The sequence below is a fragment of the Streptomyces flaveolus genome (assembly GCF_044765825.1).
Classification (GTDB): Bacteria; Actinomycetota; Actinomycetes; order Streptomycetales; family Streptomycetaceae; genus Streptomyces; species Streptomyces flaveolus.
Genome location: NZ_JBIWKU010000003.1, coordinates 334,756 through 358,966, shown reverse-complemented (window position 1 = coordinate 358,966; position 24,211 = coordinate 334,756). Strand labels below are relative to the sequence as shown.

The 24,211-nt window shown below is 69.9% G+C and carries 19 protein-coding genes; 15 read left to right on the top strand and 4 right to left on the bottom strand.

Annotation, left to right across the window (positions count from 1 at the left end; all coding sequences use genetic code 11):
* Window positions 1–20: 20 nt before the first annotated feature.
* The 11 genes from typA (at window position 21) to ACIRG6_RS11105 (ending at window position 15,005) form a co-directional block, all read left to right on the top strand.
* Window positions 21–1,937 (top strand): translational GTPase TypA, encoded by a 1,917-nt coding sequence (gene typA / locus ACIRG6_RS11155; protein WP_189228830.1) that lies wholly within the window; start codon window positions 21–23, stop codon window positions 1,935–1,937.
* A 928-nt stretch (window positions 1,938–2,865) separates the two neighbouring features.
* Window positions 2,866–3,897, top strand: coding sequence for an ABC transporter permease (locus ACIRG6_RS11150; protein WP_239762443.1), 1,032 nt, complete (start codon window positions 2,866–2,868; stop codon window positions 3,895–3,897).
* A 111-nt stretch (window positions 3,898–4,008) separates the two neighbouring features.
* The gene (locus tag ACIRG6_RS11145) at window positions 4,009–5,811 is read left to right on the top strand and encodes an ABC transporter substrate-binding protein (RefSeq protein ID WP_403322152.1); all 1,803 of its coding nucleotides are present in this window, start codon (window positions 4,009–4,011) and stop codon (window positions 5,809–5,811) included.
* Window positions 5,812–5,924: 113 nt separating this feature from the next.
* On the top strand, window positions 5,925–6,902 hold the full coding sequence (locus ACIRG6_RS11140) for an ABC transporter permease (protein ID WP_318214285.1): 978 nt from the start codon (window positions 5,925–5,927) through the stop codon (window positions 6,900–6,902).
* Between the two features lie 10 nt (window positions 6,903–6,912).
* On the top strand, window positions 6,913–7,974 hold the full coding sequence (locus ACIRG6_RS11135; protein ID WP_189228826.1) for an ABC transporter ATP-binding protein: 1,062 nt from the start codon (window positions 6,913–6,915) through the stop codon (window positions 7,972–7,974).
* Window positions 7,975–8,001: 27 nt separating this feature from the next.
* The gene (locus ACIRG6_RS11130; RefSeq protein WP_318214286.1) at window positions 8,002–9,147 is read left to right on the top strand and encodes an ABC transporter ATP-binding protein; all 1,146 of its coding nucleotides are present in this window, start codon (window positions 8,002–8,004) and stop codon (window positions 9,145–9,147) included.
* A gap of 258 nt (window positions 9,148–9,405) precedes the next feature.
* Window positions 9,406–11,031, top strand: a complete 1,626-nt coding sequence (locus ACIRG6_RS11125) for a peptide ABC transporter substrate-binding protein (RefSeq protein ID WP_403322148.1) — start codon at window positions 9,406–9,408, stop codon at window positions 11,029–11,031.
* Window positions 11,032–11,040: 9 nt separating this feature from the next.
* Window positions 11,041–11,964, top strand: a complete 924-nt coding sequence (locus ACIRG6_RS11120; RefSeq protein WP_403322147.1) for an ABC transporter permease — start codon at window positions 11,041–11,043, stop codon at window positions 11,962–11,964.
* The gene (locus tag ACIRG6_RS11115; protein ID WP_403322144.1) at window positions 11,957–12,940 is read left to right on the top strand and encodes an ABC transporter permease; all 984 of its coding nucleotides are present in this window, start codon (window positions 11,957–11,959) and stop codon (window positions 12,938–12,940) included. The genes ACIRG6_RS11120 and ACIRG6_RS11115 overlap by 8 nt, the downstream gene beginning before the upstream one ends.
* A gap of 9 nt (window positions 12,941–12,949) precedes the next feature.
* Window positions 12,950–13,942 (top strand): ABC transporter ATP-binding protein, encoded by a 993-nt coding sequence (locus ACIRG6_RS11110; RefSeq protein ID WP_403322142.1) that lies wholly within the window; start codon window positions 12,950–12,952, stop codon window positions 13,940–13,942.
* Entirely contained in the window at window positions 13,935–15,005 is a 1,071-nt protein-coding gene (locus ACIRG6_RS11105) for an ABC transporter ATP-binding protein (protein WP_364675966.1), read from the top strand. Before ACIRG6_RS11110 ends, ACIRG6_RS11105 begins: the two co-directional genes overlap by 8 nt.
* Window positions 15,006–15,133: 128 nt before the next feature.
* On the opposite strand, the gene ACIRG6_RS11100 is transcribed toward ACIRG6_RS11105, so the two are convergent.
* The gene (locus ACIRG6_RS11100; protein ID WP_403322139.1) at window positions 15,134–17,248 is read right to left on the bottom strand and encodes a S9 family peptidase; all 2,115 of its coding nucleotides are present in this window, start codon (window positions 17,246–17,248) and stop codon (window positions 15,134–15,136) included.
* Window positions 17,249–17,454: 206 nt separating this feature from the next.
* Between ACIRG6_RS11100 and ACIRG6_RS11095 the strand changes: the two genes are divergently transcribed.
* Window positions 17,455–17,649, top strand: a complete 195-nt coding sequence (locus tag ACIRG6_RS11095) for a hypothetical protein (RefSeq protein ID WP_189228818.1) — start codon at window positions 17,455–17,457, stop codon at window positions 17,647–17,649.
* 8 nt (window positions 17,650–17,657) lie between these two features.
* Here the strand turns inward: ACIRG6_RS11095 and ACIRG6_RS11090 are convergent, their stop codons facing one another.
* From ACIRG6_RS11090 to ACIRG6_RS11080, 3 genes are all read right to left on the bottom strand, one after another.
* Window positions 17,658–18,098 carry a pyridoxamine 5'-phosphate oxidase family protein gene (locus tag ACIRG6_RS11090; RefSeq protein WP_364818886.1) on the bottom strand — a complete coding sequence of 147 codons (441 nt, stop codon included), beginning with the start codon at window positions 18,096–18,098 and terminating at the stop codon, window positions 17,658–17,660.
* 44 nt (window positions 18,099–18,142) lie between these two features.
* Window positions 18,143–19,645 carry an MFS transporter gene (locus ACIRG6_RS11085; RefSeq protein WP_403322136.1) on the bottom strand — a complete coding sequence of 501 codons (1,503 nt, stop codon included), beginning with the start codon at window positions 19,643–19,645 and terminating at the stop codon, window positions 18,143–18,145.
* A 74-nt stretch (window positions 19,646–19,719) separates the two neighbouring features.
* Entirely contained in the window at window positions 19,720–20,205 is a 486-nt protein-coding gene (locus ACIRG6_RS11080; RefSeq protein WP_364675955.1) for a MarR family winged helix-turn-helix transcriptional regulator, read from the bottom strand.
* Window positions 20,206–20,368: 163 nt separating this feature from the next.
* Between ACIRG6_RS11080 and mshB the strand changes: the two genes are divergently transcribed.
* From mshB to ACIRG6_RS11065, 3 genes are all read left to right on the top strand, one after another.
* Entirely contained in the window at window positions 20,369–21,247 is an 879-nt protein-coding gene (gene mshB / locus ACIRG6_RS11075) for an N-acetyl-1-D-myo-inositol-2-amino-2-deoxy-alpha-D-glucopyranoside deacetylase (RefSeq protein WP_403322134.1), read from the top strand.
* Complete coding sequence (locus ACIRG6_RS11070) at window positions 21,244–21,666, top strand: DUF6113 family protein (protein ID WP_403322132.1); 423 nt, start codon at window positions 21,244–21,246, stop codon at window positions 21,664–21,666. Before mshB ends, ACIRG6_RS11070 begins: the two co-directional genes overlap by 4 nt.
* Window positions 21,667–21,822: 156 nt before the next feature.
* Window positions 21,823–24,099, top strand: a complete 2,277-nt coding sequence (locus tag ACIRG6_RS11065) for a hypothetical protein (RefSeq protein ID WP_403322131.1) — start codon at window positions 21,823–21,825, stop codon at window positions 24,097–24,099.
* The last annotated feature ends 112 nt before the right edge of the window (window positions 24,100–24,211 follow it).

Here is a 24,211-nt window from a genome sequence, read left to right as displayed (position 1 = left end):
CCTCCGGGAGTACGCCACACATGGCTGTGTCTGTTACGCGTCACAACATCCGCAACGTCGCCATCGTCGCCCACGTCGACCACGGCAAGACCACCATCGTCGACGGGATGCTCAAGCAGGCCGGTGCCTTCGCCGCGCACCAGCTCGACTCCGTCGACGACCGCATGATGGACTCGAACGACCTGGAGCGTGAGAAGGGCATCACGATCCTGGCCAAGAACACGGCGGTGAAGTACCACCCGAAGGATGGCGGCGACGTCATCACCATCAACATCATCGACACCCCGGGCCACGCCGACTTCGGTGGCGAGGTCGAGCGCGGTCTGTCGATGGTCGACGGCGTCGTCCTGCTCGTGGACGCCTCCGAGGGCCCGCTGCCGCAGACCCGCTTCGTGCTGCGCAAGGCGCTCCAGCAGCGGCTGCCGATCATCCTCTGCATCAACAAGACGGACCGTCCGGACGCCCGGATCGACGAGGTCGTCAACGAGACGTACGACCTCTTCCTCGACCTGGACGCCGACGAGGAGCAGATCGAGTTCCCGATCGTCTACGCCTGCGGCCGGGACGGCGTCGCCTCCCTCACCAAGCCCGAGGACGGCACGGTCCCGTCGGACTCCACCAGCCTGGAGCCGTTCTTCTCGACGATCCTGGACTACATCCCGGCTCCGACCTACGACGAGGACGCCCCGCTCCAGGCCCACGTCACCAACCTGGACGCCGACAACTTCCTCGGCCGCATCGCGCTCCTGCGCGTCCACCAGGGCGAGCTGAAGAAGGGCCAGACGGTCGCGTGGATGAAGCGCGACGGGTCCGTGCAGAACGTGCGGATCTCCGAGCTGATGATGACCGAGGCGCTCACCCGCAAGCCCGCCGAGAAGGCCGGCCCCGGTGACATCTGCGCGGTCGCCGGCATCCCGGAGATCATGATCGGCGAGACCCTGGCCGACCCGGAGAACCCGGTCCCGCTGCCGCTGATCACGGTGGACGAGCCCGCGATCTCCATGACCATCGGCACCAACACCTCCCCGCTGGTCGGCCGCGGCGCCACCGGCAAGGGCGCCGACAACAAGGCGGTCGTCAAGGACCGCAAGGTCACCGCCCGCCAGGTCAAGGACCGCCTGGACCGTGAGCTGATCGGCAACGTCTCGCTCCGCGTCCTGGACACCGAGCGCCCGGACGCCTGGGAGGTGCAGGGCCGCGGTGAGCTGGCGCTGGCCATCCTGGTCGAGCAGATGCGCCGCGAGGGCTTCGAGCTGACCATCGGCAAGCCCCAGGTCGTCACCAAGGAGGTCGACGGCAAGACGTACGAGCCCGTCGAGCGCATGACGATCGACGTGCCCGAGGAGCACATGGGCGCCGTCACGCAGCTCATGGGCGTGCGCAAGGGCCGGATGGACAACATGTCCAACCACGGCTCCGGCTGGGTCCGCATGGAGTTCGTGGTCCCCTCCCGCGGCCTGATCGGCTTCCGCACGGAGTTCCTGACCCAGACCCGCGGCACCGGCATCGCCCACTCCATCCACGAGGGCCACGAGCCCTGGTTCGGCACCCTCACGACCCGCAACAACGGCTCGCTGGTCGCCGACCGCTCCGGCGCCGTCACCGCGTTCGCGATGACGAACCTCCAGGAGCGCGGCGTGCTCTTCACGGAGCCCGGCACCGAGGTGTACGAGGGCATGATCGTCGGCGAGAACTCCCGCGCCGACGACATGGACGTGAACATCACCAAGGAGAAGAAGCTCACCAACATGCGGTCGTCCTCGGCCGACTCGTTCGAGGCGATCGTCCCGCCGCGCAAGCTCTCGCTGGAGCAGTCGCTGGAGTTCTGCCGCGACGACGAGTGCGTCGAGGTGACCCCCGAGGCCGTCCGTATCCGCAAGGTGAACCTGGACGCCCGTGAGCGCGCCCGCGCCGCGAGCCGCGCCAAGCACGGCTGATCGCACCGCCCGCAACGGCGCCGGGCACCCCTCTCGTCGAGGGGTGCCCGGCGCCGTTTTCGCGTTCGTGGTGCGACCATCTGGAGAAAGGCTCGCGAAAGCGTAGGGAAAACCCTCGATTTCGCGGGGAGACGCCGTCCGGGGCGCCGGCTCGCACTACCCTGCCCGCAAGTCGGGCGGCGGTACGGGCCGGTGGGGACGGGGGCCGCGTCACCGAGGTCAACGGCCTTGCACACGGAGCGTGCTGAGCGCGGGACATGCCTGGGGCACCCTGCACGGCGGGCACGTTACTCGCAATCTCTTTTCCTGACACAGGTGTCCGCTATTCGGGCACCGCCTCCCGATAGATGTGTAACAAGTCCGTTTCGCAGTGATCTCTCACCAAACCCTTTGTCCGGATTTTGGAAGATCTAGCCCCTATCTGTGATCGAACCGAGACCTCGAGAGTGTGGTTCGGTCCCTGGCGGATGGCAGATAGTTAGGCGCGTAGAGCTCGTATGAACGGGTCACGCGCTGACGGCGCAGACTCGCGAGCGCGGGGGCACTTGACGGATCTCAGGCACCGGTGACGGGGCCGGAAGCTGTCGTGTGCTCCTCTTTGCGGTGAACCAGCGGATTCATGAGGAGGAACCCATGCGAGGTGCCACAAGCGCCATATGGGCCGCGTCGTCCCCGGTGGCAGGTGCAGGTCCCGTGGGTGGGTTCAGTTCCGTTGCCTTCGCCGCGGTGGCGATCCGGTGGCGCGAACTTCCTTGACGGCTCGTTCCCGCGGCCGGCCGGTGCCGGCCGTGAGCCAGGGTTCCCCGAGGGCGGGTTCGCCCCCAGTCGTTGTTCCCCTCGCGCGCTTCGAATGACATACGCCGTGCGAAGGCCGTCGGACCACTCGTGCACTGCCGACGGTCTCCAACACCTGTGAAATGGACGAATCATGACGAGTCCAATCGAGATTGAGGGTGCTGAAGCCTCTTCCGTCTTGGACAAAGAGAGCGCACCGCAGGGTGACGCCAAGGAGTCGAAGAAGTCAGAGGGGCGCAGCCCGGGGCAGTTGATGTGGGGTCGCTTCAAGCGCGACCGAGCCGGTGTCGTCTCTGCCTTCGTCGTCCTGTTCTTCTTCGTGGTCGCTGCAGCGGCGCCGCTGATCTCGAAGGTGTACGGCAAGAACCCGTATACGCTCTACGGCCAGGACAACCCCGACCTCCTGGACATGTTCACCATGCCGGCGAAGCCGGCCGGCGGCATCGACGGCGAGTTCTGGTTCGGCATCGAACCCGGCCTGGGCCGCGATGTCTTCACCCAGCTGCTGTACGGCATGCGGACCTCGATCGCCACGGCGCTGGCCGCGACGATCATCATGACGATCGTGGGCGTGCTGATCGGCCTCGCCGGAGGCTACTTCGGCGGCAAGACCGACTACTGGCTCGGCCGGGTGACCGACTTCTTCATGGCCCTGCCCAGCCAGCTGTTCTTCGTCGCCGCGATGCCCGTGATCACCACGGTGTTCGTCGCCCCGGACGAGGAGACGCCCACCTACGTGCGCACCTGCGCGATCATCATCGTGATGGCCTTCCTGGGATGGATGAGCATGGCGCGGATCGTCCGGGCCGCCACGCTGTCCCTGCGCGACCGGGAGTTCGTCGAGGCGGCGCGCATCTCCGGCGCCTCGTCCTGGCGGATCATCCGCAAGGAGCTGCTGCCCAACATCGTCACGCCGACGCTCGTGCAGGCGACCCTCACGCTGCCGAGCACCATCCTGAGCATCGCCTTCCTCTCCTTCGTGGGTGTGGGATACGTCGAACCCACGCCGGACTGGGGACGGATGTTCGCCATCGGCGCGAACATCGTGGAGCAGGACCCGTACTACATGCTCTTCCCCGGCATCGCCATGGTGATCTTCGTCGTGGCCTTCAACCTCCTCGGCGACTCGGTACGGGACGCCTTCGATCCCAAGACGGGCCGCTGAGCCCCCACGGGGACTCCTCGCTCTGCCCCAGGTCGGGCCCGGTGCCACACAGCCCGTCTCCGGCCGCGTACCAGCAGTGCTCACTACTCACAGGCAGGTGGATTCGACTCCATGAGCATCTTCCGAAACCGCACCGCTACGGCCGCGCTCGTCGCGGTGGCGGCGGGCGCCCTGACCCTCACCGCCTGCGGCGGCGGCGACAGCGGCAACTCGTCCAAGGACAACAGCAAGAGCAAGAAGGACGCCGCGTCGCAGTCCAAGCCGGTGCAGATCGGTGACGCCCAGGCGTCGACCGGTCCCGCGGCCGAGGTTCCCGGTGCCAAGCCCGGTGGCGTCGCGACCGTGTACCAGGAGGACGACTTCTCCCACCTGGACCCGGGCCAGATCTACGTCTCGGACGGCAAGCTGCTCAGCCGCCTCATCTACCGCGGCCTGACCCAGTACTCCGAGGACGACAAGGGCAACCTGACCGTCGTGGGCGACCTCGCCACCGACGCGGGCAAGGCGTCCGACGGCGGCAAGACCTGGACGTACACCCTCAAGGACAACCTGAAGGACGAGAACGGCAACCCGATCAACTCGGCGGACATCCGCCACACGGTCGAGCGCCTGTACGCGTCCTACATCACCGACGGTCCGGTCTACCTCCAGCAGTGGCTGTCCGGTGCCGGCACCACGTACCGCAAGGCGTACGAGGGTCCGGACAAGGGCAAGCACCTGCCCGACAACGTCCTGGAGACGCCGGACGACAAGACGGTCGTCTTCCACTTCAAGGACGCGCAGCCCGACCTTCCGCAGATGCTGACCATGCCCGGTTACAGCGTCGTCCCGGAGGAGACGGACACCAAGGAGAAGTACGACACCGACCCGGTCGCCACCGGTCCGTACAAGATCTCGGACTTCAAGCCGGGCAAGTCGATGACGCTGGTCAAGAACACCCAGTGGGACCCGAAGTCCGACTCGGTGCGCCACCAGTACGTGGACGGCTTCAACATCGAGATGAACCACGATGACGAAGACCAGACCAAGACCCTGCTCGCCGACCAGGGCGCGGCCAAGAACGCGATGATGTTCACGGGCCAGGTCGCCACCACGCAGCTGCAGAAGGTCGTCAGCGACAAGAACGCCATGAACAGCCGCACGATCCAGGGCTACGCGCCCTACGTGTGGCAGCTCAACTTCAACATGGACCGCGTCAAGGACAAGAAGCTCCGTGACGCCATCGCCCTGGCCCTGCCGGCCTCCTCGGTCTTCAAGGCCGACGGTGGCGCCTACGGTGGTGAGGTCGCCAACTCGCTGATGTCGCCCACCACTCCGGGCTACGACGAGTCGTACGACCCGTTCAACCGCGCCAAGAAGCCCAACGGTGACATCGAGGCCGCCAAGAAGCTGATCAAGGAAGGCGGCTTCGAGGGCAAGAAGCTCGTCTACGCCTACGGCAACACGCCGACCCGTCAGCAGCAGGCCGTCCTGATCGCCGACGCGCTGGGCAAGATCGGCCTCGACATCCAGAAGAAGGAGATCGACGCCGCGACCTGGTACGAGCAGGTCGGCAAGGTCAACAACGGTCTGGACCTGTACATGACCGGCTGGGGCCAGGACTGGCCGTCCGCGTCCACGGTCTTCCCGCCGGTGTACGACGGCACGCAGATCCAGGACGGCGCGTCGAACTACTCGCACATCAACGACCCGCACGTCAACTCGGAGATCGCCCGCATCCAGAAGATCACCGACACCGCCGAGGCCACCAAGGCGTGGGGTGAGCTGAGCACCTACATCACCGAGAAGATCAACCCGGCCGCGCCGATCTACTACACCAAGGTCTTCCAGATCTTCGGTTCGAACATCGGCGGCATCCGCTACAGCTCCGACTCGAGCTACGTGGACGTCACCCGGGTCTTCCTCAAGAAGTAACCCGCCCTGTCGGGAAACCGGTGGTGGGCGCGCGGCGGAGCGCCCACCACCGGGGCCCGGATCCCTTCAGACCTCCCAACCGATTGCCGCCGTCCTGAGAGCAGCTGCCTGCCATGCTTCAATTCCTCATTCGCCGGACGTTCGGCGCGGCGCTGATTCTGCTGTTGATCAGTGCGTTCACGTTCTTCATGTTCTTCGCGATCCCGCAGGACCCGGCCATGCTGGCCTGTGGCAAGAACTGCACCCCGGACGCGCTGGCGATCATCCACAAGAACCTCGGCCTCGACTCGCCGGTCCCCGTTCAGTACTGGAACTTCATCGTCGGCATCTTCGCCGGCCGTGACTTCGCCGTCGGTCACTGCGCCGCTCCTTGCTTCGGTGTCTCCTTCGCGAACAACCAGAACGTCTGGGACACGATCGTCGACCGCTTCCCGCTGACGCTCTCGCTGACCGTCGGCAGCCTCCTGGTCTTCCTCATCGTCGGTCTCGGCGCCGGCATGCTGGCCGCGAAGAACCGCGGTACCTGGCTGGACAAGACGTTCAGCTCGGGTTCGCTGGTGATCAGCTCCATGCAGATCTACTTCCTCGGCCCGCTGGTCCTGCTGCTCTTCGTCTACAACACCGGCTGGCTGGACAAGCCGAAGTACGTGCCGTTCTCCGAGGACCTCGGCGGCTGGTTCATGGGGCTGCTGATCCCCTGGCTCGTCATGGCGACGATCTTCACCGCCAACTACACCCGTATGAGCCGGTCGTCGATGATCGAGCAACTCCAGGAAGAGCACGTGAAGGCGGCCCGCGCCAAGGGCATGTCGGGCAACTACGTCTTCTTCCGCTACGCCTGGCGCGGCTCCCTCATCCCCATCGTCACCATCCTCGGCATCGACCTGTCCTCGCTGCTGTCCGGTGGCATGGTGACCGAGCTGACGTTCGGTCTGGCCGGTCTCGGCCGGCTGGCGCTCGACTCCGTCACCAACAAGGACCTGCCGATGCTGATGGGCGTCATGCTGGTCAGCGCCGCGCTCATCATCGTCTTCAACCTGATCGTGGACGCCCTGTACGCCGTCATCGACCCGCGCGTGCGCCTGTCCTAGGAGAACCACCGTGACCACTCAGACCAAGCCCGAAGAGGCCGCGCCCGCCGCCGCGGGGGACGCCTTCCTGTCGGTGCGCGACCTCAAGGTCCACTTCTCCACCGAGGGCGGCATCGTCAAGGCGGTGGACGGGCTCTCCTTCGATCTGGAACGCGGCAGGACGCTCGGCATCGTGGGCGAGTCCGGCTCCGGCAAGTCGGTGACCAACCTGGCCGTCCTCGGCCTGCACAACCGCAAGAAGACCGCCATCGACGGGTCGATCACACTGGACGGTCAGGAACTGACCGACGCCAGTGAGAAGCAGATGGAAAAGCTGCGCGGCAAGAAGATGGCGATGATCTTCCAGGACGCGCTGACCGCGCTGTCGCCGTACTACACGATCGGCCGTCAGATCGGCGAGCCGTTCATGAAGCACACCGGCGCCTCCAAGAAGGACGCCCGGGTGCGCGCCATCGACCTGCTGGAGAAGGTGGGCATCCCGCACCCGCAGCAGCGGGTCGACGACTACCCCCACCAGTTCTCCGGCGGTATGCGGCAGCGCGCCATGATCGCCATGGCGCTCGCGTGCGACCCGGACCTGCTGATCGCCGACGAGCCGACCACCGCGCTCGACGTGACGGTGCAGGCGCAGATCCTCGACCTGCTCAAGGACCTGCAGCAGGAGTTCGGCTCCGCGATCATCATGATCACCCACGACCTGGGCGTGGTCGCCAACATGGCCGACGACATCATGGTGATGTACGCCGGCCGGGCCGTCGAGCGCGGCACGGTGCGCGAGGTGCTCAAGTCGCCTCAGCACCCGTACACCTGGGGCCTGCTGGGATCGATGCCGAGGCTCGCCTCCGACGTCGACGAGCCGCTGATGCCGATCCCCGGATCGCCGCCCTCGCTGCTGAACCCGCCCTCGGGATGCGCGTTCCACCCGCGGTGCGCGTTCACCGACAAGGTGTCCGGCGGCCGTTGCTCGGGTGAGCGTCCGACGCTCGCCCCGGGCCGCGCGGCCGCCTGTCACCTGACAGGGGAACAGCGGCAGCAGGTGTTCATCGAGACGATTCAGCCCCGGCTGGGCTGAGCGGAAACCGGCGACTGGGGCATCACCATGAGCGACAACAGCAAGACGAACACGGCGGTCGCCGACTCGATCCCGCAGCAGCGGGACGGCGGCAGCGCACCCCTCATGCGGGTCAAGGGCCTGAAGAAGCACTTCCCGATCAAGGGCGGCTTCCCGATCCGGCGCACCGTCGGCGCGGTCAAGGCCGTCGACGGCGTCGACTTCGAGGTCTTCGCGGGGGAGAGCCTCGGCCTGGTCGGCGAGTCCGGCTGCGGCAAGTCGACGACCGGCCGGCTGATCACCCGCCTGTACGAGCCCACCGAGGGCACCATCGAGTACAACGGGCAGGACATCAGCCACGCGAACCGGTCGCAGCTGGCGCCGATCAGGTCCGAGATCCAGATGATCTTCCAGGACCCGTACGCGTCGCTGAACCCGCGGCAGACCGTGGGCACGATCATCTCGGGCCCGATGGAGATCAACGGCATCAACCCGCCCGGCGGCCGTGAGAAGCGGGTCCGGGAGCTCCTGGAGATCGTCGGTCTCAACCCGGAGCACTACAACCGCTTCCCGCACGAGTTCTCCGGCGGCCAGCGCCAGCGCATCGGTGTGGCGCGTGCCGTCGCGCTCCAGCCGAAGCTGATCATCGCCGACGAGCCGGTCTCGGCCCTCGACGTGTCGATCCAGGCCCAGGTGGTGAACCTGCTGCAGGAGGTGCAGCGGGAGATGGGGATCGCGTTCGTCTTCATCGCGCACGACCTGTCGATCGTGCGGCACTTCTCGCAGCGCGTCGCGGTGATGTACCTGGGCAAGATCGTGGAGATCGCGGACCGCGACTCCCTCTACGAGCGCCCCCGCCACCCGTACACGCACGCGCTGCTGTCGGCCGTGCCGGACGCGGACATCGACGCGGAGAAGAAGGAGCGCATCCGCCTCCAGGGCGACGTGCCCTCGCCGATCGCCCCGCCGTCCGGCTGCCGCTTCCGTACGCGGTGCTGGAAGGCCCAGGACAAGTGCGCGACCGAGGAGCCGCCGCTCGTCCGCATCGAGGGCAGCAAGGCCGGCCACCTGACGGCCTGCCACTTCCCGGAGGAGCCGACCGTCGAGGCCCGCGCCGAGGACATCGTCCTCGACCCGGCTCTCGCGGCCCTGGAGGAGGGCACCGGCGGCGGGGCGGGAGTCTCGAAGAGCTGACCCGGCGGGTCCGGCCCCGGCGGCCGGGGACCTGACGGCCCATGGACCGGGGGCGGGAGGACATCCTCCCGCCCCCGGTCCTTCGCGTGCCGCCGGGCAGGTGCCGGCCGCGGACCCCGGGCCGCTGCCCTTGTGCCGTACGTCCGTCCGGAGGACGCCCGAACCCGTACGGACCGGACGAATGTGCGCCACAGGATTCGCCCCCCGATGCTGGCCGACAAGGGACCAGCGGACGAGCCAGGCACTGGGAGGCACTCCATGCGCGGAGCCACGCACGCCACACGGGCCGCATGCGCGGCGGCGGCAGCCCTCGCGGTGACGGCCTGCGGGGGCGGCGACGGCGGCTCGGACAGCGCTGCCGTGCTCAGTTCCTCCTGGGGCGACCCGCAGAACCCGCTGGAGCCGGCCAACACCAACGAGGTGCAGGGCGGCAAGGTCCTCGACATGATCTTCCGGGGGCTGAAGAAGTACGACCCGGAGACCGGCGAGGCGAAGGACATGCTCGCCGAGAAGATCGACACCTCCGACTCGCAGAACTTCACCGTCACGGTCAAGGACGGCTGGACCTTCAGCAACGGCGAGAAGATCACCGCCCAGTCCTTCGTGGACGCCTGGAACTACGGCGCGAGCCTGAAGAACAACCAGCGCAACGCGTACTTCTTCGCGTACATCGACGGCTACGACAAGGTGCACCCCGAGGACGGGAGCAAGCAGAGCGCCGACACCCTCTCCGGGCTGAAGGTCACCGGCCCCCGCACCTTCACCGTCAAGCTCAGCCAGAAGTTCTCGACCTTCCCCGACACCCTCGGCTACCCCGCCTTCGCCCCGCTGCCCAGGGCGTTCTTCGACGACCACGACGCCTGGGTGAAGAAGCCGGTCGGCAACGGTCCGTACCAGGTCGACCACTACGCCCGCGGCTCCCAGATGTCCCTGCGCACATGGGAGCAGTACCCGGGTCCGGACAAGGCCGACAACGGCGGTGTCGATCTGAAGGTCTACACCGACAACAACACCGCCTACACCGACCTGATGGCCGGCAACCTCGACCTCGCCGACGACGTCCCCGCCGCCCAGCTCAAGAACGTCAAGAGCGATCTCGGCGACCGGTACATCAACACCCCCGCGGGCATCATCCAGACCCTCGCCTTCCCGTACTACGACCACGACTGGAACAAGCCCGGCTCCGACAAGGTCCGCACGGGTCTGTCGATGGCGATCGACCGCAAGCAGATCACCGACACGATCTTCCAGCGGACCCGCACCCCGGCCACCGACTGGACCTCGCCCGTCCTCGGCGAGGACGGCGGCTACAAGGCCGGCCTGTGCGGGGACGCCTGCGAGTACGACCCCGGCCGGGCCAAGAAGCTGATCAAGGAGGGCGGCGGCCTGCCCGGCGGCCAGGTCAAGATCACGTACAACGCCGACACCGGCTCCCACGGACAGTGGGTCGACGCCGTCTGCAACTCCATCAACAACGCCCTGGACAACGACCGCGCCTGCGTCGGCAACCCGGTCGGCACCTTCGCCGACTTCCGCAACCAGATCACCGGCAAGAAGATGAGCGGCCCCTTCCGCGCCGGCTGGCAGATGGACTACCCGCTCATCCAGAACTTCCTCCAGCCGCTCTACTACACCAACGCCTCCTCCAACGACGGCAAGTGGTCCGACAAGAAGTTCGACGGCCTCGTCGACCAGGCGAACGGCGAGTCCGACACCGCCAAGGCCATCCAGACCTTCCAGCAGGCCGAGGAGGTCGTGCGGGACAACATGGCCGCCATCCCGCTCTGGTACCAGAACGGCAGCGCCGGCTACTCGCAGCGGCTGTCCAACGTCAAACTCAACCCCTTCAGCGTCCCCGTCTACAACGAGATCAAGGTCAGCTGAGGAGGCGCCATGGGACGGTACGTCGTCCGGCGGCTGCTCCAGATGATCCCGGTCTTCATCGGGGCCACGCTGCTGATCTTCCTGATGGTCAACGTGATGGGCGACCCCATCGCGGGCCTGTGCGGCGACCGGGAGTGCGACCCGGCGACCGCGGCCCAGCTGAGAAGGGAGTTCGGCCTCGACAAGCCCGTGTGGCAGCAATACCTCACCTACATGGGCAACGTCTTCACGGGCGACTTCGGCACCGCCTTCAACGGCCAGCCGGTCACCGAGCTGATGGGGACGGCGTTCCCGGTGACCATCCGGCTGACCATCGTGGCGATCCTCTTCGAGATCGTCGTCGGCATCGTGCTCGGCGTCGTCACCGGCCTGCGCCGCGGACGCCCCGTCGACACCGGGGTGCTGCTGCTCACCCTCGTCGTCATCTCGGTCCCCACCTTCGTCACCGGCCTGCTGCTCCAGCTCCTGCTCGGCGTCACATGGGGCTGGATCGACCCGGCGGTCTCCACGGCGGCCCCTTTTGACGAGCTGATCGTCCCCGGCCTCGTCCTCGCCTCCGTGTCCCTGGCGTACGTCACCCGGCTGACCCGCACCTCCATCGCGGAGAACCGGCGCTCCGACTACGTCCGCACGGCCATCGCCAAGGGCCTGCCCCGCCACCGGGTCATCACCCGGCACCTGCTGCGCAACTCCCTCATCTCGGTCGTCACCTTCATCGGCACCGACATCGGCGCCCTGATGGGCGGCGCCATCGTCACCGAGCGGATCTTCAACATCCACGGTGTCGGCTACCAGCTCTACCAGGGGATCCTGCGCCAGAACACGCAGACCGTCGTCGGCTTCGTCACCGTCCTGGTCCTCGTCTTCCTCGTCGCCAACCTCGTCGTCGACCTCCTGTACGCCGTACTCGACCCGAGGATCCGCTATGCCTGAGCAGGAGGCCTACGAGCCCGAACGCGCCATCGCCGGGACCGGTACGGGAGGCACCATGGACCTCGCCGCCGACGAGGCCATCACCCTGGAGAAGCCCCCGGTGAGCCCCGACGGCGCCGGGCCCCAGGACAAGCCCCGCAGTCTCTGGTCCGACGCCTGGCACGACCTGCGCCGCAACCCCGTCTTCATCATCTCGGGCCTGGTGATCCTCTTCCTGGTCGTCATCTCCATCTGGCCGTCCCTGATCGCCTCCGGCAACCCCCTCAAGTGCGACCTGGCCAAGGCCCAGGAGGGCTCCCAGCCCGGCCACCCCTTCGGCTTCAACGGCCAGGGCTGCGACGTCTACACCCGCACCGTCTACGGCGCCCGTACGTCGGTGGAGGTCGGCGTCCTCGCCACGCTCGGGGTCGCCGTCCTCGGCAGCGTGCTCGGCGGACTCGCCGGGTTCTTCGGCGGAGCGGGGGACGCGGTCCTGTCCCGGATCACCGACGTCTTCTTCGCGATCCCGGTCGTCCTCGGCGGCCTGGTGCTGCTCTCCGTCATCACCAGCAACACCGTCTGGCCCGTCATCGGCTTCATCGTGCTGCTCGGCTGGCCGCAGATCTCCCGTATCGCCCGCGGCTCCGTCATCACCGCCAAGCAGAACGACTACGTCCAGGCCGCCCGCGCCCTCGGCGCCTCCAACTCCCGCCTCCTGCTGCGGCACATCGCGCCCAACGCCGTCGCCCCCGTCATCGTCGTGGCGACCATCGCGCTCGGCACCTACATCTCCCTGGAGGCGACCCTGTCCTTCCTCGGCGTCGGTCTGAAGCCGCCCAGCGTCTCCTGGGGCATCGACATCTCCGCCGCCGCGCCCTATGTCCGCAACGCCCCGCACGCACTGCTCTGGCCCTCCGGAGCCCTGGCCGTCACTGTCCTCGCGTTCATCATGCTCGGCGACGCGGTGCGCGACGCCCTCGATCCGAAGCTGAGGTGAGCCGCCGCCATGCTGCTCGAAGTGCGCGACCTGCACGTGGAGTTCCACACCCGGGACGGCGTCGCCAAGGCCGTCAACGGCGTCAGCTACGGCGTGGACGCCGGCGAGACCCTGGCGGTCCTCGGCGAGTCCGGCTCGGGCAAGTCCGTCACCGCCCAGACGATCATGGGCATCCTCGACGTCCCGCCCGGCCGGGTCACCGCCGGCGAGGTGCTCTTCGAGGGCCGGGACCTGCTGAAGCTGAAGGAGGAGGAACGCCGGAAGGTCCGCGGCGCCGAGATGGCGATGATCTTCCAGGACGCGCTGTCGTCGCTGAACCCCGTCCTCACCGTCGGCGACCAGCTCGGCGAGATGTTCACCGTGCACCGCGGCATGTCCCGCAAGGACGCCCGCGCCAAGGCCGTCGAGCTGATGGACCGGGTGCGCATCCCCGCCGCCGGGGAGCGGGTGAAGCAGTACCCCCACCAGTTCTCCGGCGGCATGCGCCAGCGCATCATGATCGCGATGGCGATGGCCCTCGAACCCAAGCTGATCATCGCCGACGAGCCCACCACCGCCCTCGACGTCACGGTCCAGGCCCAGGTCATGGACCTGCTCGCGGAACTCCAGCGCGAACTGCACATGGGCCTGATCCTCATCACCCACGACCTGGGCGTGGTCGCCGACGTCGCCGACAAGATCGCCGTGATGTACGCGGGCCGGATCGTGGAGACGGCCCCGGTCCACGACATCTACAAGGCCCCCGCGCACCCGTACACCCGCGGCCTGCTGGAGTCCATCCCGCGCCTGGACCAGAAGGGCCAGGAACTCTACGCCATCAAGGGCCTGCCGCCCAACCTCACCCGCATCCCGCCCGGCTGCGCCTTCCACCCCCGCTGCCCCATGGCCCAGGACGTCTGCCGCACCGACGTACCGCCGCTGTACGACGTGACGGAGCCGGAGTGGAGCGGCGCGGAACGCGGGAGCGCCTGCCACTTCTGGAGGGAGTGCCTGCATGGCTGAGGCCACCGAACCGATCCTCGAGGTCCGCGGGCTGGTCAAGCACTACCCGCTCACCTCCGGCATCCTCTTCAGGAAGCACGTCGGCGCGGTCAAGGCGGTCGACGGAGTGGACTTCGAGCTCGGACGCGGCGAGACCCTCGGCATCGTCGGTGAGTCCGGCTGCGGCAAGTCCACGGTCGCCAGGATGCTGGTCAACCTGGAGAAGCCGACGGCGGGGGAGATCCGCTACAAGGGCGAGGACATCACCCGCCTGTCGGGCAAGGCCCTCAAGGCCGTACGCCGCAACATCCAGATGGTCTTCCAGGACCCGTACACCTCCCTCAACCCCCGGATGACGGTGGGCGACATCATCGGGGAGGCCTACGACATCCACCCGGAGGTGGCCCCGAAGGGGGAGCGGCGCAAGCGGGTCCAGCACCTGCTGGACGTGGTCGGCCTCAACCCGGAGTACATCAACCGCTATCCGCACCAGTTCTCCGGGGGGCAGCGCCAGCGCATCGGCATCGCGCGCGGACTCGCCCTGCGCCCGGAGATCATCGTCGCGGACGAACCGGTCTCCGCCCTCGACGTCTCGGTCCAGGCGCAGGTCATCAACCTGATGGGCCGGCTCCAGGACGAGTTCGAGCTCTCGTACATCTTCATCGCCCACGACCTGTCGATCGTCCGGCACATCTCGGACCGGGTCGGTGTGATGTACCTAGGCCGCATCGTGGAGACCGGCCGCGACGCCGAGATCTACGACCATCCCACGCACCCCTACACCCAGGCGCTGCTGTCCGCCGTGCCCGTGCCCGACCCGGAGGCCCGGGAACACCGCGAGCGGATCATCCTGGCCGGTGACGTGCCCTCCCCGACCAACATCCCCTCGGGCTGCCGCTTCCGCACCCGCTGCTGGAAGGCGCGGGAGCGGTGCGCCCTGGAGGTGCCCGCGCTGGCCGTGCCCGCCGAGTTCCGGGGTGTCCCGGGCCCCGCGGCGCACGACTCGGCGTGCCACTTCGCGGAGGAGAAACAGGTGGTCCCGCCCGAGACGGAAGGCGAGGGGAACGGCAGCGGGCCGGGGTGACATGGCGCTCCCCGGCCCGCTTACGGCACCCGCACGGCCGTACACCGATCAGCGTGACGCGTCCGTATATCGGTACCGCTTCGGTGAAGTTGCCCGCGTGTTACGGCGGTTGGTGCCTTCGGGTGAGGTCAGGCCAGCGACCGCTTCAGGAAGTCCACCTGGAGCCGCAGCAGGTTCTCGGCGACCTCCTCCTGCGGGGTCATGTGCGTGACGCCGGACAGCGGGAGCACCTCGTGCGGGCGTCCGGCCGCCAGCAGGGCCGAGGACAGGCGCAGGGAGTGCGCGACCACCACGTTGTCGTCCGCCAGCCCGTGGATGATCATCATCGGGCGGTGCGGCTCGGCGGCGTCCACCAGGCCCGCGTCGTCGATCACCGAGTTGCGGCGGTAGACCTCAGGCTGCTCGTCCGGGTGACCGATGTAGCGTTCCTGGTAGTGGGTGTCGTACAGCCGCAGATCCGTCACCGGGGCGCCCACGATCGCCGCGTGGAAGACGTCCGGCCGGCGCAGCGCCGCCAGCGCCGCCAGATAGCCGCCGAAGGACCAGCCGCGCACGGCCACCCGGTTCAGGTCGAGCGGGAAGTCGGCGGCGAGGGCCTGGAGCGCGTCCACCTGGTCCTGGAGGACGACCGCGGCCACGTCGTCCTTGACGGCCTTCTCCCAGGCGGGCGAGCGCCCCGGCGTGCCCCGCCCATCGGCGACCACCACCGCGAAGCCCTGGTCGGCGAACCACTGGGACGTGAGGTGGGCGTTGTGCGCGGCCACCACGCGCTGGCCGTGCGGACCGCCGTACGGGTCCAGGAGCACCGGGAGGGAGGTGTCACCGTGGTAGTCCGTTGGCATAAGCACGGCGCACGGGACACGGCGTGCGCCCCCTTGGGTGAGTGTCACGCGCGGGGACAAACCGGGGTGTTCGGCGTGCGAGGCGACGGTCGCCACCGGCTTCCCGTCCCGCAGGACCTGCGCCCGGGCCCCCGGCCGGTCGAGCGTCGCGGAGACGAGAACGGTCACGCCCCCGGCGCGCACCGCCGAGTGCACGCCGGGCTCCTGCGAGACGCGCTCCACGCCGAGCTCGTTGACCCGGTACACGTGGACCTCGCCGGTCTCCGCGTCGGCCGCGTCCTCGCCCGCGGAGGCGGAGACCAGCACGTCGTCGCCGGAGACGTCCAGCACCGCCCGCAGGTGCAACTGCGCTCCGGTGAGCGGCCGTTCGCCGACCGCCAGCACCCGCGCCCCGCCCTCGTCGGCGATCCGCACGAGCTGCCCGGACGGGCTCCAGCAGGGCACACCGGGGAAGAGTTCCAGCCAAATCGGATCTTCATCCGCGTGCACCATCCGGGTCGCCCCGGACGCGGTGTCCACGGCCAGGAACAGCTGGCTGCGCTGGTCGCGCGCCTGTACGAGGATCAGTGGCGCGCCCGCCGCTGACCAGTGCACTCGCGCCACATACGGGTAGCGCGCACGGTCCCAGAGGACCTCCGTGCGCCCCCCGTCCAGCCCGATCACGAACAGCCGTACGTCCGCGTTGGCGGTGCCCGCCGCCGGGTACGGGACGTGTTGTGGATCACGTCCGGGGTGGGCCGGGTCGGAGATCCACCACCGCTCGACCGGCGTGTCGTCCACCCGCGCGACCAGCAGCCGGTCGGACTCCGGGCCCCACCAGAAGCCCCGCGCCCGCCCCATCTCCTCGGCGGCGATGAACTCGGCGAGCCCGTAGGAGACGCCCTCGGCGTCCGGCTCGGCCAGCGCCCTGTCCCCGTCCCCCTCGGCGCCCACCACCCGCAGGGTGCCCCGGGCGACGTAGGCGACGTGCCGTCCGTCGGGGGAGGGGCGCGGGTCGATCACCGGGCCGGGGGTGGGGAGTTCACGTGCCGTCCCCGCGCGCAGCTCGGCCGTGAAGAGCCGCCCCGACAGGGCGAAGGAGGCCAGTTCGACGGCCGCGTCGGTGGCGTACCCGACGATGCCGGCGCCGCCCTCGCGGCTGCGCTCGCGCCGCGCCCGCTCCTCGGCCGACAGGCGTTCCTCGGCGCCGCCCAGGAGGGCGCGCGGGTCGGCGGCGACGCGCTCCCCGCCGTCCGCGACGTCGAGGACCCACAGGGAGTTGGCCCGGTCCGTACCGGAACCGGAGCGCAGGAAGGCGACCCGTGAACCGTCGGGTGCCACGGTGAACGAACGCGGCGCGCCGAGCGTGAACCGCTGGGTGCGGGCGTGCCGTTTGGGGAAGGAGTCGGACTCGGTCGTCATGCCCTGACCATATTGGCCATGCGCCCCCTTGTGCGGCCGTGCGCCGATCGATGCGCGCGTACGGATAGTTATGATCACTAGCGCATAGTGGGTATCAACTGGGTGCCCGCTGCGTGGATTTATCTGCTCCTGCGTACCGAAGCGTTCCGATAGTCCGACCGCGTCCGACCTTCCCATGTCCCTGGGTTCTTTGGAGGTGAGCCGCCGTGGCACTCTCGATTTCGGCGGTGGTGCTGCTGGCGATCATCGTCTTCCTGCTGGTCAAGAAGTCAGGACTGAAGGCCGGGCACGCAGTGGTCTGCATGCTGCTCGGCTTCTACCTGGCCTCGTCGACCGTCGCCCCCACGATCAGTGAGGTGACGTCGAACATCGCGGGGATGATCGGGAGCATCAACTTCTGACGGCCGGCTCAGTCCTGGGCGGCGACGTCCAGGGCCGTCCCGTACAGCCGGGAGACCCTCAGGAGGATCACCACACGGCGGTCGGGCAGCGGCTGCTCGCCGGGGGCCGCCCCGTCCGCCGGGTCCACGATCTCCGCCTCGCCCTCCGCCACGGCGAACGACCAGACGTCCGGGCCGTTGACGTGGAGTGAGGCGTGCGGGTCGCGGCGCAGTTGGCGGACCTTGAGGCGGTCCGCGGTGGAGGAGACGCGCAGCACGCGTTCCTCGGCGTCCCAGTCGTAGAGGACGGTCGACAGGTGCGGGTGGCCGCTGCTCCTGACGCTCGCCAGTACGCCGAACCGCTGCCCGCCCAGCAGCCGGGAGAGTTCCTGGTCGGTGAGCGCCCGGGGGGCCGGTCCGTCGTTCCTGGTGGTGCCGGCCGGGGCCTCGGTGGCGGTGTTCTCGGTCATGGGGATCGGCCTTTCGTCGGTCGGGGCGGGGTGCGAGGGCGGGGTCACACGGCGGCGGAGCGGCCGGGCCGCGGTGTGCCGGCAGCCGGCTCCTCGGAGGCCTGCCGCCCGGGGCGGCGCAGCATCGTGAAGGCGACGGCGAACGCGGTGATCAGGAGTCCTGCGCCCACCGCGAAGGCGAGGCGGTAGCCGCCGGTCAGCGCCTCGGCGGCTGTCCGGCCGTGCGCCGTCAGGCTCTCGGTGCGGGAGGCGGCCAGGGTGGACAGGACCGCGACGCCCAGGGCCATGCCGATCTGCTGGGTGGTGTTGAACAGGCCGGACACGAGACCGGCGTCCTCCTCGCTCGCGCCGGACATGCCGAGCGTGGTCAGCGCCGGCAGCGCGAGGCCGAAGCCCGCGGCGAGCAGCATGACCGGGAGGAGGTCGACGGCGTAATCGGCCCGGACGGGGACCCGGGCGAGGAGACCTAGGACGCCGACGAGGAGCGCGATGCCCGCCAGCAGGACGTTGCGCTCACCGAAACGGGCGTTGAGGCGGGCCGAGACTCCCAGGGAGACCGCACCGATGACGGCGGCTGCCGGGAGCATCGCGAGGCCGGTCTCGGCGGCACCGTACCCGAGCACCTTCTGCAGGTAGAGGGCGACGAGGATCTGGAAGGAGAAGAGCGCGGCGACCATCAGGACCTGGACCAGGTTGGCGCCCGAGACGCTGCGCGAGCGGAAGACCCTCAGCGGCATGAGCGGGTTCTTCGCGGTGGCCTGACGGACGAGGAACGCGGCGAGCAGTACGGCGGCGAGGGCGCCGAGGCCGAGGGTGCGCCCCGAGGCCCAGCCGTGCTCCTCGGCCTTGACGACGGTGGAGATGCCGAGCATCAGGCCGGCGGTGACCAGCACCGCGCCGAGAACGTCCGCGCCCGCCCCGAGGCCGAGACCGCGGTCACCGGGCAGGACGCGTACGGCGATCGCGAGGGCGGCGATGCCGATCGGCAGGTTGATGAAGAAGATCCAGTGCCAGGTCAGCGCGTCGGTGAGGACCCCGCCGAGGACCTGGCCGATGGACGCGCCCGCCGCACCGGTGAAGCTGAACACCGCGATGGCCCTGGAGCGCTCCCCGGGTTCGGTGAACAGCGTCACGAGGATGCCCAGGCCGACGGCGGAGGCCATCGCGCTGCCGATGCCCTGGAGGAAGCGGGCGGCGATCAGCGCGGCGGGCGAGGTGGCCACGCCGGCCAGCAGCGAGGCGGCGGTGAAGACGGCGACGCCGGCCAGGAACATGCGCTTGCGGCCGATCATGTCGCCGAGCCGGCCGGCCAGCAGGAGCAGGCTGCCGAACGCGATGAGGTAGGCGTTGACGACCCAGCTGAGGCCGGCGGGGGTGAAGTCCAGGTCGCTCTGGATGACCGGCATCGCCACGGTCACGATGGAGCCGTCGAGGATGATCATCAGCATCCCGGTGGCGATGACTCCGAGGGCGAGCCGGCGTGTACGCGGGCCGGGGGGAGAAGCGGGAGGAGCGGGCGACGGCGCGGGGCCGGATACGGCAGACATGGCGCTCTCCTGTCAGTCGGGGCGACAGGAGAGACCGTAGCAGATTGTTTTGTTGCAGACTATTTTTATCGGTCCTACTTCGGCTGGCGTGCGCGGCGGGCCGGGCGCGGGGTCTCGACGGGGTTCGCCAGGGCGTCGTCGACCAGGTGGTTGAGGATCCGCAGGAGGGCTTGCGCGTCCCCCTCGGTGAGCGAGGCCAGGGCTTCGCGGTGCACGCGGTCGACGATCTGCTGGCTCCGTGCGGCGACACGGGCGCCCTCGTCGGTGACGGCGATGATCCGGGCGCGGCGGTCCGTACTGGAGGGGCGGCGCTCGGCCAGGCCCGCCTTCTCCAGGGCGTCCACCGTCACCACCATGGTGGTTTTGTCCATGTCACCGATCTCGGCGAGCTGGATCTGGGTGCGCTCCTCCTCCAGGGCGTGCACCAGCACACAGTGCATGCGGGCGGTCAGGCCGATCTCGGCGAGGGCGGCGGCCATCTTGCTGCGCAGGACGTGGCTGGTGTGGTCGAGGAGGAACGACAGGTCCGGTTCGGTGCGCGAGGGTGTCATGGCGGTCATGTCCGCCAGCGTAGGGCCATTCGATCCGTGGCGGATTATCCGGCAGAGACCTTGATGCGTCGCTGTGGAGCGCGCCCCCGCACCTGCACCGGCGCCTGACCCGTCCCCACGGACGGTCTCCCCGCATGACGAGGACGAGCGCTCGGCCTCATAGGGTGGCCCCATGACGGAACTCCCCGCCCGGCGTCTGCTGCTGGTGCACGCGCACCCGGACGACGAGTCGATCAACAACGGCGCCACCATGGCCAGGTACGCGGCCGAGGGCGCGCACGTGACGCTGGTGACCTGCACCCTCGGCGAGCGCGGCGAGGTCATCCCGCCCGGACTCGCCCACCTCACCGGGGCCGCCCTGGGCGGGCATCGCAGGGGCGAGCTGAGCGAGGCGATGCGCGCGCTCGGCGTGCACGACTTCCGGCTGCTAGGCGGACCCGGCCGGTACGCCGACTCGGGGATGATGGGCCTGGCCGACAACGACGACCCCGGCTGCCTCTGGCAGGCCGACCTCGACGAGGCCGCGGCCCTCCTCGTCGAGGTGATCCGCGAGGTGCGGCCCCAGGTCCTCGTCACCTACGACCCCGACGGCGGCTACGGCCACCCCGACCACATCCAGGCCCACCGCATCGCCATGCGCGCCGTCGAGCTGGCGGCCGAGGCGGGCTGCCCGGTCGCCAAGGTCTACTGGAACCGCGTGCCGCGCACCGTCGCCGAGGACGCCTTCGCCCGGCTCCGCGACGACCTGCCCGGCCTGACGTTCGAGAAGGCGGCCGGAGTCGAGGACGTACCGGGGGTCGTGGACGACGAGCGGATCACCACCGAGATCCGCGCCGAGGGCACCGCGTACGCCGCCGCCAAGGCCGCGGCCATGCGCGCGCACGCCACCCAGATCACCGTGGCCGAGCCGTACTTCGTCCTCTCCAACGAACTGGCCCAGCCGGTCTTCACCACCGAGTACTACGAACTGGTGCGCGGCGAGCGGGCCGGTGACGACGGCGGGCGCGAGAGCGACCTGTTCGCCGGGATCCGGATCGAGGAGGCGTCATGAGCGGGCGTACCGAGCCGACGGCCCCCGCCCTGGCCCAGCCGCTGCGACCGCCGTCCCCCGGGCGGGCCGCCCTCTACCTCGGGCTCTTCGTCCTCGGCGCGGTGACCGGCGTGGCGGGAGCGCTCGTGCAGCCGGCCTGGTTCCCGGGCGGGCTGCTGCTCGCCCTGGCCGCCGAGGCCGGACTCTGCCTCGGTGCCGGCCGCGCCCTGGGCCGCCGCGGCGGGGCCGTGGCACCCGCCGTCGGCTGGGCGGTCGCCGTGGTGCTGCTCACCGCCAGCCGCCCGGAGGGCGACTTCGTCTTCGCCGCGGGCGCCGGCTCCTACCTCTTCCTCCTCGGCGGCATCGCCGTCGCTGTGATGTGCGCCACCCTCGCGCCGGTGCGGCAACCGGACGGCGGCGGCGCCCGACTTGGCAAATGACGTACTACTTCGCCGTGGCACGGGCGTGCGAGTCCGGTGCGGGTTTCCCCGGCAGTCATGGGATACGCGTGAGAAGTGGCCAGTATGGTGGTGCGCGCCGCCGAGCCGCCCGCTTTCTGGTGTGCCGGGCGGCGGAGCCAACCGGGAGAACCTGCCTTGAGTCGTGAAACTGACAGTCCGTCCTCCGGGCCCCACGGGCGCGGTGGAGCCGCGTACCCGTCGGGCACCCCGCCCTACGGGACCCCCGTGGCTTCCGGCGCCGGTGCGGACGCGGGCCGTTCGGCCACGCGGCCGGAGGAGCGCAAGACCGAGACGACGCTGACGACCCGGATCCGGATCAACATCCCCGGGTCGCGGCCCATTCCGCCGGTCGTCGTGCGCAAGCCCGTCGCGGACGCCGAGAGCGCCGCCGCCGACACGGAGACGGCCGAGCACCCCGAGCCGGGCGCCACCGCGCCCACGGGCGCCGTCGAGTCTCCCGCCGAGCCCGCCCAGCCGGCCGAGGACAAGCCGACCAGCGACTGGTTCGCGCCCCGCAAGTCCGCGCCGGGCACACCCGGTCAGGGCGGCGGCTCCACCAACGGCGCGGGTCTGCCCGGTGGTTCCGGGGCCGGCAGCGCCGGTCCGGGTCGGGCGCCCTCGGGCGCCGGTACGGCCGGCGGTGCGCGCCCGGGCGGCGGGAGTGGCCGCCCCGGTGGCGTGGTCGGCTCCATGAGCGTGCCGGGTGGTTCCCGGTCCGGTTCCACCAACGGCGCCGGCCTGCCCGGCGCGACCGGCGGACCCGTGGCGCCCGGACACGGCGGCGGCACCGGTTCCTTCGACGTGACCGAGGCGCTGACGGCCGGACCGCTCGGCGGGAACGGTGCGCGCCCGGGCGGCAGCGGCACCGCCGAACGCGGCCGTGACGGCCTGCCGTTGTCCCCGGAGGACGGGCGCGGCGGGCGGAGCGTCTTCGACGGACTGGACGCGCAGAACCAGCAGAGCGGCCAGAACCGCCAGAACGGGCGGCCCGTTTCCGGCGGTCCCCAGGCGCCCGCGGGCCCGACGACCGGCCCGGTCACCGGGGACGGTCCTGCGCCGGTGCCCCCGCTCGACGGGCCGGGCGTACCCGGCCGGACCGACGCCCAGCGCGGCCCCGCACCCACCGGCCCGCGCGACCCCGGCGGCGCCCTCGGCGTACCGGGCGGACCCCAGGGGCCCGGCACCGGCACCGGCACCGCCCGTCCCGGTCCCGGTGGCGGGCTGAGCGACGACACCGCGATCCTCACCCCGCAGCGGCCCGCCCCGGGACCGCTGGGCGGCGCCCGCTACGGCAACCCGGACAACGTCTCCGGCAATACGGTCACCAGCGGCATCCCCGTCGTACCCGGCGACCGCAACACCCCGTTCCCCGGCGCGTCCTCCGACGGCCCGCGCCCGCACACGCCGCCGAAGGCGCCCGCGCCGGCCCCCGCGCCCCCGGCGAGCTCCGCCAAGCCGGCCGCCAAGAAGAAGGGCCGCAAGAAGCTCCCGCTGCTCGTCGGCGGCCTGATCGTCGTCGCCGGCGGTGCCTACGGCGCCGGCCTGCTGATGAACCACTCCGACGTGCCCAAGGGCACCACCGTGCTCGGCGTCGACATCGGCGGCGGCACGCGCGACGACGCCGTCGAGAAGCTGGACGACGCCCTCGGCGCGCGGATGAACAAGCCGCTGAAGCTCACGGTGGGCGGCGACACCGTCTCCCTCAAGCCGGACCAGGCGGGGCTCCAGTTCGACACCCAGGCCACGGCCAGCGCGGCGGCGACGAGCGACTACAACCCGGTCTCCGTGATCGGCTCGCTCTTCGGCAACCACCGTGTCGTCGACCCGGTGATGCCCGTCGACGAGGAGAAGCTGCACGCCGCCCTCCAGGGCGCGGCGGGCGGCGCCGGCTCGGCGACCGAGGGCACGATCAGGTTCGAGTCCGGCAAGGCCGTCCCGGTGTACGGCAAGGCGGGCAAGGGCATCGACGTCGCCAAGTCGACCGACGCGGTGGAGCAGGCGTACCGCGCCCAGGTGGAGACCGGCGCCTCCACCGCGGTGAACGTGCCGACGACCGACCGCCGGCCGACGGTCTCCGACGCCGAGGTCGACCGGATGATGAAGGAGTTCGCCGAGCCGGCGATGTCCGGCCTGGTCACGGTCCGGACCGACGCCGCGCACACGGTCTCCTTCAGCCCCGGCAAGTCGCTGTGGAAGTTCCTCGCCGTCAAGCCGCAGAACGGCAAGCTGGTCGAGTACTACGACCAGGCCGCCCTGAAGGAGCTGTACGGTGACACCTTCGACGGCGTGCTCATCACCCGCGCCACCGGCCAGAAGACCCCGGTCACCGTCCAGGACGTGATCGGCGCCCTGCGCCCGGCGCTGAAGAGCACCGGCAACCGCGTCGGGGTCATCGACACCAACCCCAGCTGACGCACGGCGACACGACGAGGGGGTACCCGGCGGACACCGGGTACCCCCTCGCCGCATGACATCTGTCATCCGTCACTCGGGACCGCCGACACTGCCGCGCACCCGGCCGCGG

Coding starts and splice junctions, on each gene's coding strand:
- typA (WP_189228830.1), top strand. CDS start 21: ATGGCTGTGTCTGTTACGCGTCACAACATCCGCAACGTCGCCATCGTC.
- ACIRG6_RS11150 (WP_239762443.1), top strand. CDS start 2,866: ATGACGAGTCCAATCGAGATTGAGGGTGCTGAAGCCTCTTCCGTCTTG.
- ACIRG6_RS11145 (WP_403322152.1), top strand. CDS start 4,009: ATGAGCATCTTCCGAAACCGCACCGCTACGGCCGCGCTCGTCGCGGTG.
- ACIRG6_RS11140 (WP_318214285.1), top strand. CDS start 5,925: ATGCTTCAATTCCTCATTCGCCGGACGTTCGGCGCGGCGCTGATTCTG.
- ACIRG6_RS11130 (WP_318214286.1), top strand. CDS start 8,002: ATGAGCGACAACAGCAAGACGAACACGGCGGTCGCCGACTCGATCCCG.
- ACIRG6_RS11125 (WP_403322148.1), top strand. CDS start 9,406: ATGCGCGGAGCCACGCACGCCACACGGGCCGCATGCGCGGCGGCGGCA.
- ACIRG6_RS11120 (WP_403322147.1), top strand. CDS start 11,041: ATGGGACGGTACGTCGTCCGGCGGCTGCTCCAGATGATCCCGGTCTTC.
- ACIRG6_RS11115 (WP_403322144.1), top strand. CDS start 11,957: ATGCCTGAGCAGGAGGCCTACGAGCCCGAACGCGCCATCGCCGGGACC.
- ACIRG6_RS11110 (WP_403322142.1), top strand. CDS start 12,950: ATGCTGCTCGAAGTGCGCGACCTGCACGTGGAGTTCCACACCCGGGAC.
- ACIRG6_RS11105 (WP_364675966.1), top strand. CDS start 13,935: ATGGCTGAGGCCACCGAACCGATCCTCGAGGTCCGCGGGCTGGTCAAG.
- ACIRG6_RS11100 (WP_403322139.1), bottom strand. CDS start 17,248: ATGACGACCGAGTCCGACTCCTTCCCCAAACGGCACGCCCGCACCCAG.
- ACIRG6_RS11090 (WP_364818886.1), bottom strand. CDS start 18,098: ATGACCGAGAACACCGCCACCGAGGCCCCGGCCGGCACCACCAGGAAC.
- ACIRG6_RS11085 (WP_403322136.1), bottom strand. CDS start 19,645: ATGTCTGCCGTATCCGGCCCCGCGCCGTCGCCCGCTCCTCCCGCTTCT.
- ACIRG6_RS11080 (WP_364675955.1), bottom strand. CDS start 20,205: ATGACCGCCATGACACCCTCGCGCACCGAACCGGACCTGTCGTTCCTC.
- mshB (WP_403322134.1), top strand. CDS start 20,369: ATGACGGAACTCCCCGCCCGGCGTCTGCTGCTGGTGCACGCGCACCCG.
- ACIRG6_RS11070 (WP_403322132.1), top strand. CDS start 21,244: ATGAGCGGGCGTACCGAGCCGACGGCCCCCGCCCTGGCCCAGCCGCTG.